Source organism: Verrucomicrobiia bacterium (assembly GCA_036405135.1).
Classification (GTDB): domain Bacteria; phylum Verrucomicrobiota; class Verrucomicrobiia; order Limisphaerales; family JAEYXS01; genus JAEYXS01.
Window position 1 is genome coordinate 51,177 of the sequence record DASWYF010000002.1, and the last position, 19,083, is coordinate 70,259.

A 19,083-nucleotide genomic window follows, 5' to 3' on the forward strand; every position below is an offset into this window, starting at 1 on the left:
AGCCGATAGGGCAAAGCAGTTTGCTCGCGTTAGCGAGCGTGAGATTCATAGGCACGGGTGTTAACCCGTGCTGGAGGTCAAAAAGAAATAGCGTCACGTAGTGACGCAAGATTTCCCAGAGCGGTAATGAAGTTCTTTCGTCGCTATGCGACGATGGGTTTCAGAGGGCTATACAGCGGCTTGAAAGCCGCTGCTATGAATCTTTTGTGCCTAATGGCACAGCTACCGAAATAGCATGCGCCGACTAATGTCGGCGGCTACAGAATAAGGAGTTTACCGTCCCCAACCAGACCTAGCTTTGCGGGCCTTCTCATCACTGCGGCGTTTGGTGTTCTGGCAGAGGCGGCATCTAGGCTCGAAATAGGTGTGGCCGGATTTCAGTTCCGAGCTGCGCCAGAATTCTTTGGTGAGCGGCCAGTCTTTCCAGCACGCGATGCAGCGTTTCTCTTTGGGCGGATGCTTTAAGGCGCGCACGTCCTCCGCGCGTTCATTTAAGGTGCGGGCCAAGCGTTCCGTGCGGGGATGTGCGCGGTCACCGCTATCTTCATGATGGCGATTGGCGGCGGCGCAGAGACGGCAGGTATAGAGATAGTAGACCTTGCTGGAGCCGTTGTGTTGCGTGGCGGCGAAAAACTCCGGCGTCAGCGGCCACGTTTCTTTGCATTGTTCACAGCAGCGTTTGGCGTGCTTGGGGGATTCGCGGAGCAATTGCACCTTATGCGCTTTCAGTTCCTGCTCATGTTCCTTGGCTTTTTCCTTGGCCCAGGCGGAGACGCGTTTGGAAACTTCGGCACGATACTCAGGATTGTGAAAGCGGGAGAGGGGATGGGCGGCAGTCGCGGCCCAAGAGCGTTGGATGCCCAACTGTTTTAAGGTGCGACGCACCCAAGAAATGGTGACGCCGAACTTTTCAGCGACGACTTGCACCGGCACATCGGCACCATTGCGACGAAGGTATTCCGTGGCCTGACGGCGGGATTCCAGTGGTACGGAAGCGCCGCGTTGATGGGCTTTCCGTGCACGTTCGGAGTTTTCCGGGCTCGCGAGATGCATGCGGCGGATCTGTTGGGCGATGGCATCGACGGAGCGGACGCCATGGCCATTCGCCGAGAAGCAGCCGAGGCGATGAATCGACAGCGGACCGTGACCCGCTTTGACGAGGTCAGCGAGTTTTTCTTTGTCTTCAGAGGTCCAATTTACGCCAGGCATGGGTACGACAAAAATATAACACGGTTAATTCACGGGCGCAGACGCTTGTGCCTGCACATATATTCAAATTTGTTTCCGAACTTTTACGAATCAGTCTGACCTTGCTCCCGACAGGGCAAAAACCTGTCGGCCGAGATTTGATTTCAACCAGACTACCGCAAATCATCGCGATAGTTGAAATACTTCTTAGCTAACTCTATGATAGGTTCAGACTATGGAACTGCATCAGCTCAGATATGTGGTGGCGGTGGCTAAGACGGGAAACTTCTCGCGCGCGGCGGAGCGTTGCCATGTGGCGCAACCTTCGTTGAGCCAGCAGATACAGAAGCTGGAGGATGAATTGGGACAGCGCCTGTTCAATCGTTTGAAGCGCGGGGTGAAACTGACGGAAGCGGGAGAGAGTTTCTTGCCGCGGGCTTTGCGGATATTGGAGGAAGTGGAGGCGGCGCGGCGTGAAGCGGAGGATACGCAGGCGCTGGTGCGCGGCACGGTGACGGTGGGGGCATTGCCGACGATTGCGCCGTATCTGCTGCCAGGTGTTATAGCTCAGTTCTCGAGAAAATACCCGGGCATCGAGGTGGTAGTGCAGGAGGATACGACGGCGCGTTTGCTGAAAATGACGACAGCATTTGAGGTGGACCTGGCCATCATGAGCCTGCCGATTGAAGAGAATGGCATTGAGGTGGAGAAATTATTTTCTGAGGAATTGCTGTTGGCCGTGCCGGTGAATCATGGGTTGGCGAAAAAGAAATCGGTGAAGGTGACGGATCTGGAGGATGAGCGGTTCATCTTGATGAAAGAGGGGCATTGCCTCGGCGATCAAGTGCTGGGCTTTTGCAATCGCCGAAACTTTCAACCGAACGTGAGTTGCCGCAGCGCGCAGATGGAGACGGTGCAGGCATTGGTGGCGACGGGGCTGGGTGTTTCGCTCGTGCCGCAGATGGCGTTGGAATCCGGGCCGAGCAATCGTCCGGTGTATCGTTCACTAGATGGCACGAAACCAGAGCGGGCGATCGTGGTGATTTGGCCGAAGAAACGGACGATGGGGCGGGCGGCGAAGGAGTTTTTGTCGTGTTTGCGGGAGGATTGCGGGTGTAAGTGATGGAGCGCGGCTTTTAAGCCGCCTAAATATTCGCAAATCAAGCAGTGAAAAGAATGGCTGAACCGTTCTTTGTCAGTGCAAATGCTTTTTCGTCCTGGTTTTGCTTATGGGAGTTGAAGCGGCTTAAAAGCCGCGCTCCTTTTGCATCAGGCGTTCGTGTAATGATTTGCTGGCTCATGCGTCTGCATTGGGAATGAAGAGAATGAAACCGCTCGAAGAACAGTTGCTGGCGCAGTTGGAAATGTTCACGGCGTTTGCCCGGAAGCGGGTGAATGATCCGGAACTGGCGGCGGATGTGGTGCAGGAGAGTTTGTTGAAAGCGGTGAAGTCGGCAGAGCAGTTGCGGGAGGATGAGAATGTCACGGCGTGGTTTTATCGGATCCTGCGACGGACTATCATTGATCTGTATCGGCGGAAGGCGGCGAATAAGCGGGCGATGGAGTCGTTTGAGGCGGAGATGAAGTCGCCGCCAGATAAGGAAGAGGAGCGGACAGCGTGTGCTTGTGTGGCAGTGTTAGTGCCGACGCTGAAGCCGGAGTATGGCGAACTGGTGCGGCGGCTGGATTTGGAGGGAGAAACCCCAGAAATCGTGGCCAAAGCGCTGGGGGTGACACCAAATAATCTACGGGTGCGACATCATCGCGCCCGACAACAACTCAAGGAGAAGGTGGAAGCAGTGTGCCAAATGTGTGCAACGCATGGGTGTTTGGATTGCACATGTGGACAGGAAAGGTGAATTCGTGCCTCTTGGCGCTGCAAAAGAATGGCGGGAATTCCTTCGTGCATTCGCCTAACCATTGGATATCTCTGAATATCCAAATCCATTAGAGTATTTTTAAAAACGCCCAAAAGCACAAAAACCGGGCGATGTTTCCATCACCCGGTTCATGCACCCTTTTCAGGAGGTTCCTCTTACGAGCAACCTAAACTTTCGCCGCAGTTGATGCACTTGAAGCAGGCACCATTGCGCACTGCGAGGTGACCGCAGCTCGGGCAGGTGGGCGCGTCCTTCATCATGTGCGAGACGGTCTCGCTCAGGGACACGAACACTTTAGCACCTTTGCTGGTCGTGATGGAGGCGTCCACGGTCACCGTGTCGTCCTCAGCCAGCGGCAGGTCAGCCACGGGCCTGTTCACTTTTTTTTTGAGTTCCTGGATCAGGTCTGGCATCGGCAACTCAGCTTGCTTCGGGTTCACCGCTTCGCGGTAACCCGGGATGAATTGCAGTGCCATCCAGCGGAACACGTAGTCGATGATGGAGGACGTGCTGCGGATTTCCGGATTCTTGGTGAAGCCAGACGGTTCAAAGCGTTGATGGCTGAATTTCTTCACGAGCGCTTCCAACGGCACGCCGTATTGGAGTGACATGCTGGTGAGCGTGGCGACAGCGTCCATAAGGCCACCGATGGTCGAACCTTCCTTCGCCATGGTGATGAAGAGTTCGCCCGGGCGACCGTCATCGAACAGACCGACGGTGAGGTAACCTTCGTGACCGGCGATGTCGAACTTGTGGTTCATGGCCATGCGCGTTTCCGGCAGGCGACGGCGCAGCGGTTGATTCGAGGCGCGGCGCAAATCGGCCAGCAGACCTTCGAGTTCCTTGATGCGCGTTTCGAGAATGCCCACTTGCTCGCTCGCCGCAGTGGCGGCTTCTGTCGTGGCAGCACCTTCGCTGGTCTTCTTGGTGTTCAGCGGCTGGGAGCGCTTTGAACCATCGCGATAGATGGCCACGCACTTGAGGCCCATCTTCCACGCTTGCACGTAGGCATCGCGGATATCGGCGACCGTCGCTTCTTGCGGCAGGTTCACCGTCTTGGAGATGGCGCCGGAGATGAACGGCTGGGCGGCACCCATCATCTTGAGATGCGCCATGTAGCCGATGCTGCGTTTGCCACGATAAGCCTTGAACGCGCAATCGAACACTTCGAGATGTTCCGGCTTCAAACCGCTCGGAATGGTCTGGCCGTTTTCCTGAACGTCTTCGATGGTATCGAATTTGTCCACGTGAGCGACGATGCCTTCGATGGCCTTGTCATCGTAGCCCAAGCGCTTGAGCGCTTGAGTGACGGTGCGGTTCACGATCTTGAGCATGCCGCCACCGGCGAGAAGCTTGTACTTCACCAACGCGATGTCAGGTTCGACGCCGGTGGTATCGCAATCCATCAAGAACGCGATTGTGCCAGTCGGAGCGAGCACGGTGACTTGGGCGTTGCGATAGCCATTGGCTTTGCCGAGGTCGTAAGCCTGAGTCCACGTGCGGCGGGCTTCATCCTTCAGATAAGCGAAGTCTTTGCTCGCTTGGATGCCTTCCACTGCATCGCGATGTTGCTTGATGACGCCGAGCATGGATTCGACGTTATCCTTGGCGACCGTCTTGGCCACGCCCGAGCAACGGGCATCGCGGTAGCCTTTGAAGGCACCCTTGGCACCAGAGATATTCGCGGATTGCTCATATGCCTGACCGGTCATGATGGCGGTGATGGCACCGGCAAGTGCGCGGCCTTCATCGGAATCATAAGCGAGGCCGTAGCTCATCACGAGCGAGCCGAGGTTTGCGTAACCGAGACCCAACGTGCGGAAGATATGGGAGTTCTCAGCGATGTCCTTCGTAGGATAGCTCGCGTTATCCACTAAGATTTCTTGAGCTGTGATGTAGATTCGGACAGCGGCCTTGAAGCGCGTCACATCGAATGTGCCGTCTTCGCGCTTGAACTTCATGAGGTTCAGCGAGGCGAGATTGCACGCCGTGTTATTCAGGAACACGTACTCAGAGCAGGGATTCGTAGAATGGATCGGCTCCGTGCCTTTGCACGTGTGCCACTTCTGGATGGCACCGTCGTATTGCAGGCCGGGATCGCCGCAGATATGCGTGCCTTCCGCGATCTTATTCAGGAGCGTGGAGGCATCCTTCTTCTGGAGCGGCTTGCCGGTGACCGTCTTGGTGTGCCATTCCTTGCCGTCCTGCGCGGCTTGCATGAATTCGTCAGACACGCGCACGGAAAGGTTCTCGTTCTGATACATGACGGAGCCGTAGGCATCGCCATTGTAGGAACCATCGTAACCTTGCTCGATGAGCGCCCAAGCCTTCTTCTCTTCCTTCTGCTTGGCGTCGATGAATTCTTCGATGTCACCGTGCCAATCGCGCAAGGTGTTCATCTTCGCAGCACGACGGGTCTTGCCACCGGACTTCACGACGTTCGCCACCTGGTCATAAACTTTCAGGAAGGACATCGGACCGCTCGGGCGACCGCCACCGCTCAGCTTTTCTTTGCTGGAACGGATCGGGGAGAGATCGGAGCCGGTGCCGGAACCATACTTGAAGAGCATGGCCTCGGCATACGCGAGGTGCATGATGCTCTCCATGTTGTCCTCGACGGACTGGATGAAGCACGCGCTGCCTTGCGGATATTCATACTGCGTGGCGGCACGTTCGGCTTCGCCCTTGGCATGATTATAGAACCAATTGCCACGCGCAGAGTTCTTGCCGATGCCGTATTCGTGATACAAGCCGACATTGAACCAGACAGGGGAGTTGAAAGCGCCGTATTGGTTGATGCCCAGCCAAGCGAGTTCCTGATAGAAGAGTTCGCCGTCAGCCTTGGTGAAATAGCCGTCCTTGATGCCCCAATCCGCGATCGTGCGCGCCACACGATGGATGAGCTGCCGAACGGAGGTCTCGCGCTCAGGCGTGTTCATCTCGCCGTAGAAATACTTCGAGACGACGACCTTCGTGGCGAGCTGGGACCAAGACTTGGGAACTTCGACGTTCTCCTGCTTGAAGATCACCTTGCCGCTATCGTCCGTGATCTCAGCCGTGCGCTTGTCCCATTCGATCTGGTCGAAAGGATGCACACCCGGGGCACTGAAGACGCGGTCCACCGCCAAAGTCCGGTTTTTCTTAGCCGGTTTCTTAGGGGATGGCTTGGCCGAGCGAGAGGCGGTCACACGGGGGTTACGCTGCCGGCTTTTGGCCGGAGACGACGACACAACTCCTTCACGGGCGTCTATCATGGGTAAACCTTTCAGGGCTAAATTTGTTAATGCTGATTAGGGCGCTTAAAAAGCAACAAATTCACTACTTTTCAGGGCTGCCTAACCGGTTGATCCGATTGGGTAACCCCTTTTAGTAGGGGAACAAAAAGCAACCTAACACAACCTGTAGTATGGTAAAGAGAATTTTCACAAAATTTGCTAAATTAGTTATTAGCTTCGTTTACTCTTTGTAAGTGGTTGAAAACAGGTGGCTTTTCGAGGGTTATTCACGGCTGTGGATAAGTGATTGGGGATAGCTTTTAAAACAATGGTACCCGGGGTGCTAGAGGCTTATCTGGGAGCGACATTTCACTGTAGATTGTGTCTTGGTGAGTGTCTTTGGTTGGCAAAATCCGAGTTTTTTTTGGTGATTGCCGCTTGCGCCGTGGGCTGAGGTTCCACAAGTTGAAGCAACAATGGCTGAAATCAACGAATCCCCGATGGACCGTCTCTGGCGCGAATACGAGGGATATTTTTTGAATCTGGATGACCTAACGCTTGGCCGCTGGCTGGCGCAGACGTTTGGGCAGTTGGAAGGGCGCGTGTGGCGCATGTCGCATCCACTGGTGGGTTCACTGCGACTGGCGTGTCAGGCAGGGCAGGACCGTTCCATCTGGCACAAACGGCTGGTGACAATTCCTCGTGCGTGGACCACAGCATCCTGCTGCGGTGCACCGTTTCTGCCGATGCTCACACGTGATGTGCTGGAGACGGGTTTGATCTGTCACTCGTGCGGTGAGCCTTCGGTGCCGTTCGAAGATATTCCTGCGGAGTTGCAGAAGACGGTGAAAGAATGGGCAGACAAATATGGCCCGATACACGCCGTGGCGCATTGGGATGATCGCCAGCGCAAGGCGGTGCCGAACTACGATCAAACGTTTGAATCGTCAGCGAAGGATGTGGAGAAATTGATGGTCATCGCTGCGAAGAATCTGCTGCCACCGTTTCTGGATCACTATCCGGCGGTAGTGTGGGAAGATCAGGATGAGTGCCTGGAGGTAAGACCGGACGACATCCGGTTGTGAAGTGAGAAAGCAATGACGCGTATCCTGAAATTCATCGGCAAATGGGCGCTGCGTGCGTTCATCGTGCTGGTGATTCTCGTGATCGCGCTGATTCTGTTAAAGGACCGGATTTTTCAAGCGGTGGTCCAAAGCCGGTTGGAGAAACAGACGGGTTTGAAAGTGGAATTGAAGAGCGCGGAATTCAATCTGCGAACAGGGATGATGCGGTTTGAAGGATTGAAGATTTTCAATCCCACTGAGTATGGAGATTCTTCTTTCATCCATTTTGATGACTTGCGAGTGGAAGCGGACCGGGTGGAGTTGAAGCAACGGAAACTGCATTTCCGTTTACTGCATATCAACATGTCGGAACTGACCATTGTGGAAGACAAACAGGGGAAGCTGAATTTGCAGGCGATCAAGGAGCAGTTGGACAAGAAAAAGAAAGAGTCCAAGAAGCCGGGCAAGCCAGGTGATGATGGCGACGACGATGTTTCGGCAATGGAATTTGGAGGAATCGACACATTGCATCTGACTTTGGGCAAGGTGAAGAAAATCAGCCTGAACTATCCGGATAAACCGGTGGATACTGATTTGGGTGTGAAAGATGTAGTGATCAAGGATGTCCGCACGCAGGAAGATTTTCAGAATAAGGTGCTGCCGGTGTTACTGCGCGGAGGTGTGGCAGTGATCTATCAGATCTGGATGGATTCGAAATATCGGCAAAGCAATCCGGCACTGGTGCCGGCGACGCCTTAAAGATTTACTTCTTCAACTGCAGCAGTTTCACCGTGCCAACGAGCAGAGCGATGAGAACTATCGCAGCCATGTTTTCACCGGCCTTGGGAGAGAAGATGAGGATGAAACCTTGATTCTTCACCAAAGCGGCGAAGCTGGAGACGCAAAAGGGCATGAGGAACAACCGGAAAACTTGCCAACGATCCAATTCCACTTTCTGTTTTCCTGAAGCGGTGGTGCTGATGTAGAGCGCGGCTCCGATGATTCCGCTCAGGCCAAGTGACGTAAGCCAGATGCTGGGGCGGCCATCGAAATAGCGGATGAGCACCATCAGATACCAAATGAAATAGCACCAGAGGATGAGCCGTCCGGTATTCAGTTGGCGAAGGTAGGTGAGTAACATACTACGACTCACGGCGGACGACTGTGTCCTTCTGCGCCCAAGCAGGATCAGCGTTCGGATAGTCCAGCGTATAATGCAGGCCACGGCTTTCAGGGCGTTGCAAGGCACAGCGCACGATGAGATCGGCCACGGTGGCGATGTTGCGTAGCTCAAGCAAATCGCTCGTCACCACATAGTCCCAATAATACTCACGGATTTCTTCGAGGATGTTCGTGATGCGTTTCTGGGCGCGTTCGAGACGCTTGGTTGTGCGGACGATGCCGACGTAGTCCCACATCAGTCGGCGGATCTCTTCCCAGTTGTGACTGACCACGACGAGTTCATCCGGATCTTGCGCGTTACCACGGCGCCATTCGGGAATGTTCAGATTGATCGTAGGTTCGGGATGCTTCAGCAGATGTTCCGCAGCACGATGAGCGCAGACGAGGCCTTCGAGCAGTGAATTGCTCGCGAGACGATTCGCGCCGTGCAGGCCGGTGCAGGCGACTTCACCTACGGCATAGAGCCCCGCGATGTCGGTGTGGCCATCGAGATCAGTCATCACGCCGCCACATTGATAATGAGCAGCGGGGACAACGGGAATCGGCTCTTTCGTGATGTCGATGCCGTAGCGCAGGCAATTTTCGTAGATGGTCGGAAAGTGATCGATGATGAAGCGGGCGGGCTTGTGTGTGATGTCGAGCAGCACGTAGTCCGAACCGGTGCGCTTCATCTCGTTGTCGATGGCGCGCGCGACGATGTCGCGAGGAGCGAGCGATTTGCGCGGATCATACTTGTGCATGAACTCCTCGCCATCCATGCGACGCAGCACACCGCCTTCACCACGCACAGCTTCTGTGATGAGGAAGGATTTCGCTTTCGGATGATACAGGCAGGTGGGGTGAAACTGGACGAACTCCATGTTCGCCACGCTGGCACCAGCGCGATAAGCCATGGCGACACCATCACCAGTCGCGATGTCGGGATTGGTCGTGTAGAGATAGACTTTGCCGCAACCGCCCGTAGCGAGGAGAACGACAGGTGCGATGAAGGTTTCTACTGCACCCTCTGGAGTAAGGACATAAACACCGACGCAACGGTTCTGGCCTTCATAACCCAACTTGTTCGTGGTGATGAGATCGATGGCGAAATGGTTTTCGAGAACTGTGATGTTCGGTTGCGCGGCGACGGCAGCAAGCAGGGCACGTTCGATCTCGCGACCCGTGGCGTCTTTTGCGTGCAGGACTCGGCGCTTGGAGTGGCCGCCTTCCTTGGTCAGGTCCAGTTCACGTTCACCACGGCTGAAGGGGATTTCGCGTTCAGAAAATTTGGTGCCGAGGGCGATGAGTTCATGGATGCGAGCGGGGCCTTCTTCCACGATGGTGCGAACGGCGGCTTCTTTGCACAGACCCGCACCGGCATCGAGTGTGTCTGCTACGTGCATCTCCACGGAATCTTCCTTGGAGGTGACGGCAGCGATGCCGCCTTGGGCCCAGTTGGTATTGGAGTCCGCGCGGTTCTTCTTCGTGATGATGGCCACGCGCCCGTGCGGAGCGACGTTGAGCGCAAAGGTGAGTCCCGCAATGCCGCTGCCGAGCACCAGATAGTCAAATTGTCTCATCCGATAGAGGATGTTTAGCGGAATGAAAGACCTACGGCAAATCCGGAAATGGCACTGCCAGCCGAAGCGAACGAAAGAAAATCGCTATTCCTTCGCGCCGAGCTGTTTTTCTAGCTCCTTCACGCGGCGGATCAGTTCAGGCAATTGCTGTAAGGCGAGCATCTGGCGCTTGGCCTGCTTGTCTGGTTGAGCAGGGCTGCCCATCCATTTTTCACCGGCGGGGATGTCATGCATCACGCCGGATTGCGCCACGATGGTGACGCGGTCGCCGATCTTCAAATGGCCAGCGAGGCCGACTTGACCTGCGACGGTCACGTAGTTGCCGAGCTTGTTGCTACCGGCGATACCCGTCTGCGAGATGATGATGCAGTGCTCGCCGATGACGACGTTGTGGCCGATCTGCACGAGGTTATCGATCTTCGTGCCTTTACCGATGACCGTGGGCGCAAGCGCGCCGCGATCAATGGTCACATTCGCGCCGAGCTCCACATCATCACCGAGGATGACGATGCCGACTTGCGGCACCTTGCGATGCTGGCCTTGATCGAAGACGTAACCGAAACCATCCGAGCCAACTACGGTGCCAGCGTGGATACGAACGCGGGCACCGATTTGGCAACCTTGGTAAACGGTGACGTTCGGGAAGATGCGGACATCGGCACCCAGCGTGACGTTTTCACCGATGGACACGAGGCGTTCCAAGACGCAACCAGCGCCGATTTTCGCACCAGCGCCGACGAAAGAATTGGGGCCGACGAAAGCGCTGGGATCAACTGAAGCTGTAGAATCTACGACAGCAGTAGGGTGAATGCCTGGAGCGAAACTCGGTTCTGGGAAAAAGAGCGGGAGGACGCGGGCGAAGGCCACGCGAGCATTCGCGACTTTAATCAGCGTTTTCTTATCTGATTTGAAATCATCGCCGGAAACCAAGATCGCAGAGGCTGCGCTTTGTTCCGCAGCGGTGAAGTACTCTTGGGTTTCGGCAAAGGTAAGATCACCTGCTTTCGCGGAGTTCGCAGGAGCGAAGCCGGAGAGGGGCATGGAGCTGTCGCCGATGACCAGTCCTTGTAGTTTTTCAGCGAGTTCAGCGGCGGTAAATGGCATAGGGAGAGTTGGGCGGTTAAATACCGCGCTCACTCAGGATCTTGTTGGCTTCACCCAGCACGATGATCTTTGGCGTCCAGCCCTTGGCTTCGCTGGCATCCACCACGGCATAGCTCATGATGGTGAGGCGGTCGCCGACTTTGCCCAAGTGCGCTACGCCACCATTCAAGATGATGGCCGCAGAGCCGCGCTGGCCAGGGATGGCGTAGGTCTCGAATCGGTTGCCATTCGCCATGTTGCCGCACAGGATGCGTTCATAGGGAAGGATGCCTGATTTCTCCATCAGGTCCTCAGCAATCGTCAGGCTGCCCTCGTAATTGACGTTGGCACCCGTGACTTCCGCCCGGTGTATCTTCGATTTTAGCAGGTGAATCTGCATACAACTCTCAAGTCGTCCGTTGACTTGAAAAACGCGCGTCACTATAAAGGCCGCCATCTCGTATTCAACAACGGACTGAAACCATTTTATATCATCACTTTACACCATGAGCAGAAAAATTCGATACGGTATGGTGGGCGGCGGGCGGGGAGCCTTCATCGGCGCGGTGCATCGCATCGCGGCGAATATCGATGGGCAGATCGAGCTGGTTTGCGGCGCATTCTCCTCTGACCCAGAGCGTTCCAAGGCGAGCGGAGCGGATCTTTTCCTCCCGGCGAACCGCTGCTACGGCACGTTTGAAGAGATGATCAAGGCTGAGGCCAAGCTGCCGGAAGGCGAGCGGATGGACTTCGTTTCCATCGTCACGCCGAACCATATGCATTTCCCTCCGGCGAAGATGGCGCTGGAGAATGGCTTCCATGTATTGAGCGATAAACCGGCTACGCTGAACCTCGCTGAAGCGAAGAAGCTGGGTGAGATCGTGAAGAGGTCCGGTCAGCTCTACGGCCTGACGCATAACTACACGGGCTATCCGATGGTGAAGGAAGCCAAGGCGATGATCGCTGCGGGCAAGCTCGGCAAGATTCGCAAGGTGGTGGTGGAGTATCCGCAAGGCTGGTTGGCCACGCGCATCGAGGCGAGCGGCCAGAAGCAAGCGGCCTGGCGCACGGACCCGAAGCGCTCGGGCGCGGCAGGTTGCATCGGCGACATCGGCACGCATGCGGAGAACTTGGCGGAATACATCACGGGTTTGGAGATCGAAGAACTTGCTGCCGACATCACGGCTTTCGTGAAAGGTCGTGCATTGGATGATGACGGCAACGTATTGCTGCGTTTCAAAGGCGGCGCGAAGGGTGTGCTGCACAGCTCCCAAATCTCGGTGGGTGAAGAGAACAATCTGAACATCCGCGTGTATGGTGAACTCGGTGGCATCGAATGGCACCAGAAGGAACCGAACACGTTGCTCGTGAAGTGGCTGAACGACCCGATGCAGGTGTATCGCGCCAGCATGGGTTACCTGAGTGATTCCGCGAAAGCGGCTGGTCGCACGCCTCCGGCGCATCCGGAAGGTTATCTGGAAGCCTTCGCGAACATTTACAAGAACTTCGCGAATCACATCCGCGCGGTGCAATCCGGCACGAAGCTGGCGAAGGACGCGGTGGCTTTGGATTACCCGAAAATCAGCGATGGTATCCGCGGCATGGCGTTCATCGAGGCCGTGGTGAAGTCCTCGAAGGGCAATGCCAAGTGGACGAAGCTGAAGGTGTAAGCTAAGCCAAACATTTCATCAGAAAGGCGCGGATGAACTCCGCGCCTTTTTGTTTTCTTGTGCGTGGATGTGATGCTATCCATTGCTCATGCCCAAGTTTGTTTCTCTCGCGCTCGCTTGTTTGCTGGCCTCGGTTGCCTCTTCATTCGCTGGCGAGCCTTTGATGCGCGACCTCATCGGCCTGAACACGCATACCATCCAGTTCAAGACGAACTTGTATCAGCCGGTCACGAAGTATCTGCGGAATTATCATCCGATCGAGTGGGATTTCGGCAAGGATACGAGCCGTCCGCAGACGTTTCCTTCGGCGGCGAACAAGGTAAATTGGGATACGCAGGTGTATGGGCCATGGCGCAAGGCGGGTTATCACGCGCACGCCTCGCTGATGTTCGATAATCTCAAGACGAATGATTGGAAGGATATGGAGCGCGATGCGGAGGTGTATGGTCGTGAACTGGCCAAGGCACTCGGGCCTTCTTCCACCAAGCTGATTGAAGCCGCTGAAGTGGGCAATGAACCGGGGCTGTATGATGATGCCGCGTATCGCAAACTGTTTCAGGCGATGGCGAAGGGTTTGCGCGAGGGTGATCCCAAGCTGCGTATCGCGACGTGCAATGTGGAGGAGGGAAAGAGCGGGCGTTATCACAAAAGCATCGAGTGCGTGAAGGGATTGGAATCGCTCTATGACATCATCAATGTGCATTCCTATGCAGAACTGAAACCATGGCCGACTTGGGAGCGTAGTTATCCCGAGGATGAGCGGTTGAAGTATCTGAAAACCATTCAGGAAGTCATCGACTGGCGAAACAAGAATGCGCCGGGGAAGGAAATCTGGCTGACTGAGTTTGGTTACGATTCCTCGACTAAGAAGCCGGAGCCGACCGGGGACTTCGCTAAGTGGATGGGCGTGACGGATACACAGCAGGCTCAATGGATTGTGCGTTCGTTTTTGATCTTCGCTTCAATGGATATCGATCGCGCGTATCTGTATTGGTTCAATGACGCGGATAAACCATCCGTCCACGCCTCTGCGGGACTAACACGGAATTACCAACCGAAACCGTCATTTCATGCGGTGGCCTGGTTGATGAAATCGCTGGGAGATTATCGTTATGTGAAGACGCAGCAGCAGAATGCGGATGCGTGGGCCATGGAGTTTGTGCATGAGACGGATGCGAAGCGCAAAGTGCTAGCCGTGTGGAAGCCGACGGGGGAGGCAGCGACCTACAAGCTGAAGGTGACTCCTGAGAAATGCGAAAGGATGCCATTATCGGAGTCATCCGCTGAGTCGGTCATGGCAAAAGATGGAAAGATTACCATCAACGAATCGCCGGTGTTTGTCTGGTTCCGGGAGTGATGGGAAAGATTCCTATCCTCTAACTTCCGGCGGGAGGAGTAGATGAAGCGGGGGCAGGGGGCGCAGCCGGGGTAGTTTTCTTGCCACCGAGAATCTTGAACATGACCACGCCGCAGTCAGGGCATTTGCCCTTGATGGCCTTGCGACCATTCTTCATGACTTCTTCCACAGCATTGGCGATCTCTTTCTTCGCCTTGCATTTGACGCAGTAGCCCTCAGCCATAAGTCTCTTAGCGTTGGGGTTTCGAAAAACCCGTTGTTACCCGGTGATAGAGAGCTTACGGAGGGGGTTGCGGAGGGTCAACCTGTAAAAGCTCAAAACAGGCGGCAATGGAGTGTTTTCTATTTCGTAACTTGTTCTAAATAAGGATCTTACTTCTTTTCTGTGGCTTTTCCGTGTTTCCAGTCGCGGAGAGTTAATTTGAACTTGAGAGGACCTTGGCTGAACTCAGACTTAATCGACCCCACATTCGGGGCTTCCCAGAATACTTCTGAAAACTGACCGTCTTTAGACTGGGTTTGGACCTTAAAACAGTCGGCATATTCCTTCCCGCCCACGGTCACGGTTTCCTTGGCGAGTACCGTATGCTTAGCAAGAACTGGAAATTGCGTTTCCCAAGTCATACCCACTTTCAATGGCAACGGTACCTCCACTTCTTCTTTGGCTCCGGGAACTCCTATATTGAACGAGTGAAAACCTTTCGTGTCCCGGCGGACGAGTTTTTCCTGGCTTTGCGAGGGCATGCCATCGGGACGCAGGGTGGTGATCATGCGGAAGTAAATCTTACCATCGCGTTCAACCGCGTCTTTCACGATGCGGTGGGCGGTGCCTTTGAGTTCATTTCCATCGGGGGTGGTGATGCGGAGATTCATCGTCCATTCCGCGCCTTGAGCCAATGGGATGTAGCGGTCATCGCTGGCATCGGGTGTGGCGGCGAAAATGTTGGAAAGAAAGGTGGCAATGAGTGCGATCACTCCCAGCGTGTATGCTTTCCTTGGTGAGATCATGAGGCAAATTTAGAGATGGATACGATCTCAGGCAAATAGCTTTTCGTCATTTAGGCATGCGACGAATTGACTCCGGCACTGGTTCCTTTAGGTTTCGGCGCATGATTATCGCTCCTTCGCTGTTGGCAGCGAATTTTGGCAAGTTTGCCCCCGAGGCAGCCCGCACCGGAAAGGCCGGGGCGGACTGGCTGCATCTGGATGTGATGGATGGGAATTTTGTGCCGAACATCTCCTTTGGTCCTGAAGTGGTGCGCCGTATCAATGAAGCCAGTGAGACGTTTCTGGATGTTCACCTGATGTGCCAGAAGCCGGAGATCCTTTTTGATGCGTTTGTGAAGGGCGGGGCGGATCTGATCACCATCCACGTAGAGCTAGGGGACAGGGTGGAATCGTTGATCTGGAAGATCAAGTCGATGGGGAAGAAAGTCGGTCTGGCAGTGAATCCGCCGACGAACATTGCTTTGGCTGAACCATATCTGAAGCATATCGACCTGTTGCTGGTGATGACGGTGAATCCTGGCTTTGGTGGACAATCATTCATTCATGAATGCGTGCCGAAGATCCAGCAGGCGAATAGCTGGCGGCGTGATCGGGGTTTGCGGTATCGCATCGAGGTGGATGGCGGCATCACTTATCAGACAGTCGTAGAATGTGCGAAGGCGGGAGCGGATACGTTTGTGAGTGGCACGGGGCTATACGGCCAGCCGAGCTTGTCCAAGGCGATCAAGAAGATGCGCACGCTGGCGGAGAAGGCGGGCGGGGACGGTCCGGCGGAGGGCATCCAGTTGAATTTGGTGTAAGCGGAGTATATTGGGGCTCGGTAAGAGGCGTGAGCATAGTTCGAAACCGATTTCGAATGCAGAGCGTCTCTTGGATTTGGACATGGCTGCGACTCGGAGAGTCGCGCTCCGGTGGGTATTTGAATTTCAATTATGGCAGCTATCAAGTTTGGGACGGATGGGTGGCGCGCAGTCATCGCCGAGGATTTCACTTTTGAAAACCTGAGTCGTGTGGCGCAGGCCACGGCGGATTACTGGAAGGCGAATCCCATCGAGGGCACGAAGAACACGGTGGCCATCGGATATGACCGGCGTTTTCTATCCGATCAATTCGCGGAGCGCGCGGCGGAGATTCTGGTGGCGAATGGCTTCGACGTGGTGCTGAGCGACAGCCCGGTGCCGACGCCGGCGGTGTCATACGCGGTGAAGCAGGGGAAGTGCATCGGGGGTATCATGCTCACGGCGAGCCATAATCCGGCGATATTTAACGGGTTCAAACTCAAGGGGCATTTCGGCGGTTCAGCAGAACCGGCCATGTGCAAAGCGATCGAGGGCTTGCTAGATAAATCACCGGTGCAATCAATCACGCTGGCGGAAGCGGTGAAAGCAAAGAAGATCCGCAAGGTGAACATGCGGCAGCCGCATTATCAGGCGGTGAAGAAGCTGGTGAACTTTGACTTGGTGGCGAAGTCGAAACTGAAGTTCGCGCATGAAGCGTTGTTCGGGGTGGGGGCGGGTTGCTTCGATGAATTGCTCGCAGGGACGACGTGTAAGGTGACGACGATCAATGCGAAGCATGATCCGTTTTTCGGTGGCATCAATCCAGAGCCGGTGGAGAAGAATTACACGTTCAGCCAGGCGTATCTGAAGAAGCATCCGCATGATATTTGTCTGGTGACGGATGGGGATGCGGATCGTGTGGGTGGCATGGATGGGAAGGGAAATTATCTTTCTACACACAATCTCATCTGCCTTTTGCTGCGCCATTATGTCGTGAACCGCAAGGCGACAGGCAAGGTGGTGAAGGCGCTCACGACGACGTCCATGGTGGACAAGATGTGCGCGAAGTATGGGCTGGAGTTGATCGAGACGGGCGTGGGCTTCAAATACATCGCGTCGGAGATCATCAAGGGTGATGTGTTGCTGGGCTTTGAAGAGAGCGGTGGCATCGGCTTTCCCGGACACATACCAGAGCGCGATGGCATTCTTGCGGGCTTGATGCTTTTGGAGATGCTGGCGACGGAGAAGAAGTCTGTGGGTGCGTTGCTGGCGACGTTGGAGAAGGAATACGGGCCGCATCGCTATGCGCGTATCGACACACATTTCCCGTTGGAGAAGCGGGCGGCACTCATGGAGTTCTGCGCGAAGAATCCACCGGCGAAGTTGCTCAGCTCGAAGCTCAAAGATGTGAAGGCGTTCGATGGGGTGAAGTTCATCGCGGAGGATGGTGCGTGGTTGATGCTGCGTGGGTCCGGCACGGAACCGATCTTGCGGATCTATGCGGAGGCGAAATCGGATGCGGATGCGCAGAAGCTGTTGAAGCTGGGGGTGGAAATGACGAAGAAAGTCTAAGAGAGTTTTTTAACCACGGATGAAACACTGAATCACACGGATTTGGGGCTTGAGTGAAGGTTCTCTTCTATAGTTCTAAGAGCAGGCACTGGCTTTGGCTGGTGCTTTGTTTTTTGTTCTTCAATGGTTTGATGCAGGGGGCGGAGATGGTTTCAACAAAGAGTGAACAATCAGCGGGGCTGTTTGTTGGTGTCGGCAAGTTTGGTTTTCAGGCGGGGTTGGAGAATTTGGAGTATGCACCGGATGATGCAGTGGCTTTGGCGTATCGGTTGGTGGTGGAGTTGAAGATGGTGCCCCCGGCGAAGGCGCAGGTGGTTTTGGCAGGAGAGCCGAAGTCAGTGCGAGGACGGAAGCAGTTGGCGGAATTGAAAGCGACGAAGCTGGAGGTGGTGGAGGGGACTCGGAATGGGTTACAGAAGGCGTTGCGGAAGTTTTCCAATCAGGCAGAGGCGGGTGGCTTGGCGTTGATGTCTTTTTCCGGGCATGGGTATGAGACGCAGAAGGATGTGTATCTGATGCCGAGTGATGGGAACTGGCAACTGGTGCGGACCACTGGTGTGAGTTGTGAATCAGTTTGGGATGCGATGCGGGCGAGCAAGGCGCGCACGAAAGTTTTACTGCTGGATGCGTGTCGGCAGGTGCCTGATATGGCGTCACTGGAACGAGAGGCAGCGGATAAGGGGATCCGCGAACGAGTACAGGGGATTGAAGGTCTTACGATTTTGGCCTCGTGTTCAGCGGGGCAGAGGAGCTGGCAGGCGAAGTCGTTGGAGCAGGGCGTGTTCACGCATCTGGTTTTGGAAAGGTTGAAAGGAGAGGGTATTTGGTGGGTGACGTTAGGTGACCAAGTGGTGAAGGCGAATGTGGAATGGTTTGAGAAACGGGAGATGAAAGGGCCGGTGGCGTGGTGTCATGAAAGTAGACGGACGAAGTAAAGATTCGCGTGGCTGATAAGGTGGTTAGCGCAGATGTAATGTGCTGCAGAGGCATTGCGCGAGACCTGACAATAAGATAGGCTTAAGAATCATGAATGAAAATTCGACGCCGGACTTGATGAAAGTCGTGCGGTTTTCCATCGCCTTAAGTTTCGGAGGACTTTCTGGTTTTGTGGCTTCCATCCGTCAGATCAATCCTCATGCGCGGTTTGCTTTTGATTGGATCGTCATACTCGCGTTGGTTGCGGGCTGGTTTTTCGGTTCGTGGTTTGTGAAGACATTCCTGCCAGTGGATGCAGAAAGATTGAGTGAAGAAGATGAGAAGAGGAGACGGGCGCGGCTGAGCAAGCTGGGCTTCTTCGGGCTATTGCCGTGTGGCGCAATTTTGATGGGTATGGTGTTCTTGATCGGTGATGCTTCCAGCAAGAAGCAGTATGATTACTTCTTTGGCTTCACGGCAGCCGTGATCTTTCTTACCACCTTGGGGTGGATGCTGCATAAAGTGGTGAACTTCTTTGAAGAGAAGTCCAGTGGTGTTGATGACGAACAGAGGTGAGAGATCCTGTATCACTGGCAGGCTGTCACTGCTCG

General features: G+C 55.0%; 19 protein-coding genes. 10 read left to right on the forward strand and 9 right to left on the reverse strand.

Annotated elements, in window-relative coordinates; genetic code table 11:
* Positions 1-273: 273 nt before the first annotated feature.
* The gene (locus VGH19_00280) at positions 274-1,209 is read right to left on the reverse strand and encodes a hypothetical protein (protein HEY1169777.1); all 936 of its coding nucleotides are present in this window, start codon (positions 1,207-1,209) and stop codon (positions 274-276) included.
* 214 nt (positions 1,210-1,423) lie between these two features.
* Between VGH19_00280 and VGH19_00285 the strand changes: the two genes are divergently transcribed.
* Complete coding sequence (locus tag VGH19_00285; protein ID HEY1169778.1) at positions 1,424-2,311, forward strand: LysR family transcriptional regulator; 888 nt, start codon at positions 1,424-1,426, stop codon at positions 2,309-2,311.
* A gap of 37 nt (positions 2,312-2,348) precedes the next feature.
* Here the strand turns inward: VGH19_00285 and VGH19_00290 are convergent, their stop codons facing one another.
* Positions 2,349-2,489 (reverse strand): hypothetical protein, encoded by a 141-nt coding sequence (locus VGH19_00290; GenBank protein ID HEY1169779.1) that lies wholly within the window; start codon positions 2,487-2,489, stop codon positions 2,349-2,351.
* 15 nt (positions 2,490-2,504) lie between these two features.
* Between VGH19_00290 and VGH19_00295 the strand changes: the two genes are divergently transcribed.
* A complete protein-coding gene (locus tag VGH19_00295; GenBank protein HEY1169780.1) occupies positions 2,505-3,047 on the forward strand; it encodes a sigma-70 family RNA polymerase sigma factor in 543 nt (180 codons plus the stop codon).
* A 176-nt stretch (positions 3,048-3,223) separates the two neighbouring features.
* Here the strand turns inward: VGH19_00295 and VGH19_00300 are convergent, their stop codons facing one another.
* Complete coding sequence (locus VGH19_00300; protein HEY1169781.1) at positions 3,224-6,322, reverse strand: vitamin B12-dependent ribonucleotide reductase; 3,099 nt, start codon at positions 6,320-6,322, stop codon at positions 3,224-3,226.
* Positions 6,323-6,759: 437 nt separating this feature from the next.
* Here VGH19_00300 and VGH19_00305 point away from each other — a divergent pair, with 437 nt between their 5' ends.
* Together VGH19_00305 and VGH19_00310 are read left to right on the forward strand one after the other, a co-directional pair.
* A complete protein-coding gene (locus tag VGH19_00305) occupies positions 6,760-7,368 on the forward strand; it encodes a hypothetical protein (GenBank protein ID HEY1169782.1) in 609 nt (202 codons plus the stop codon).
* Positions 7,369-7,380: 12 nt separating this feature from the next.
* Positions 7,381-8,106, forward strand: coding sequence for a hypothetical protein (locus tag VGH19_00310; protein ID HEY1169783.1), 726 nt, complete (start codon positions 7,381-7,383; stop codon positions 8,104-8,106).
* A gap of 4 nt (positions 8,107-8,110) precedes the next feature.
* On the opposite strand, the gene VGH19_00315 is transcribed toward VGH19_00310, so the two are convergent.
* From VGH19_00315 to panD, 4 genes are all read right to left on the reverse strand, one after another.
* Entirely contained in the window at positions 8,111-8,488 is a 378-nt protein-coding gene (locus VGH19_00315) for a hypothetical protein (protein HEY1169784.1), read from the reverse strand.
* Between the two features lies 1 nt (position 8,489).
* Positions 8,490-10,088 (reverse strand): L-aspartate oxidase, encoded by a 1,599-nt coding sequence (gene nadB / locus VGH19_00320; GenBank protein ID HEY1169785.1) that lies wholly within the window; start codon positions 10,086-10,088, stop codon positions 8,490-8,492.
* Between the two features lie 84 nt (positions 10,089-10,172).
* Complete coding sequence (gene lpxD / locus VGH19_00325) at positions 10,173-11,192, reverse strand: UDP-3-O-(3-hydroxymyristoyl)glucosamine N-acyltransferase (GenBank protein ID HEY1169786.1); 1,020 nt, start codon at positions 11,190-11,192, stop codon at positions 10,173-10,175.
* Between the two features lie 16 nt (positions 11,193-11,208).
* Positions 11,209-11,571, reverse strand: coding sequence for an aspartate 1-decarboxylase (gene panD / locus VGH19_00330; GenBank protein ID HEY1169787.1), 363 nt, complete (start codon positions 11,569-11,571; stop codon positions 11,209-11,211).
* Between the two features lie 106 nt (positions 11,572-11,677).
* Between panD and VGH19_00335 the strand changes: the two genes are divergently transcribed.
* Together VGH19_00335 and VGH19_00340 are read left to right on the forward strand one after the other, a co-directional pair.
* A complete protein-coding gene (locus VGH19_00335; protein ID HEY1169788.1) occupies positions 11,678-12,841 on the forward strand; it encodes a Gfo/Idh/MocA family oxidoreductase in 1,164 nt (387 codons plus the stop codon).
* Between the two features lie 88 nt (positions 12,842-12,929).
* Positions 12,930-14,198, forward strand: coding sequence for a hypothetical protein (locus VGH19_00340; GenBank protein ID HEY1169789.1), 1,269 nt, complete (start codon positions 12,930-12,932; stop codon positions 14,196-14,198).
* 19 nt (positions 14,199-14,217) lie between these two features.
* On the opposite strand, the gene VGH19_00345 is transcribed toward VGH19_00340, so the two are convergent.
* Complete coding sequence (locus VGH19_00345) at positions 14,218-14,421, reverse strand: DUF5679 domain-containing protein (GenBank protein ID HEY1169790.1); 204 nt, start codon at positions 14,419-14,421, stop codon at positions 14,218-14,220.
* 149 nt (positions 14,422-14,570) lie between these two features.
* Positions 14,571-15,071, reverse strand: a complete 501-nt coding sequence (locus VGH19_00350; protein HEY1169791.1) for a hypothetical protein — start codon at positions 15,069-15,071, stop codon at positions 14,571-14,573.
* Between the two features lie 236 nt (positions 15,072-15,307).
* Here VGH19_00350 and rpe point away from each other — a divergent pair, with 236 nt between their 5' ends.
* The 4 genes from rpe (at position 15,308) to VGH19_00370 (ending at position 19,048) form a co-directional block, all read left to right on the forward strand.
* Complete coding sequence (gene rpe, locus VGH19_00355; protein HEY1169792.1) at positions 15,308-16,006, forward strand: ribulose-phosphate 3-epimerase; 699 nt, start codon at positions 15,308-15,310, stop codon at positions 16,004-16,006.
* A gap of 132 nt (positions 16,007-16,138) precedes the next feature.
* Positions 16,139-17,557, forward strand: coding sequence for a phosphoglucomutase/phosphomannomutase family protein (locus tag VGH19_00360; GenBank protein HEY1169793.1), 1,419 nt, complete (start codon positions 16,139-16,141; stop codon positions 17,555-17,557).
* 101 nt (positions 17,558-17,658) lie between these two features.
* Positions 17,659-18,492 (forward strand): caspase family protein, encoded by an 834-nt coding sequence (locus tag VGH19_00365; protein HEY1169794.1) that lies wholly within the window; start codon positions 17,659-17,661, stop codon positions 18,490-18,492.
* A gap of 91 nt (positions 18,493-18,583) precedes the next feature.
* A complete protein-coding gene (locus VGH19_00370; protein ID HEY1169795.1) occupies positions 18,584-19,048 on the forward strand; it encodes a hypothetical protein in 465 nt (154 codons plus the stop codon).
* Positions 19,049-19,083 lie beyond the last annotated feature (35 nt).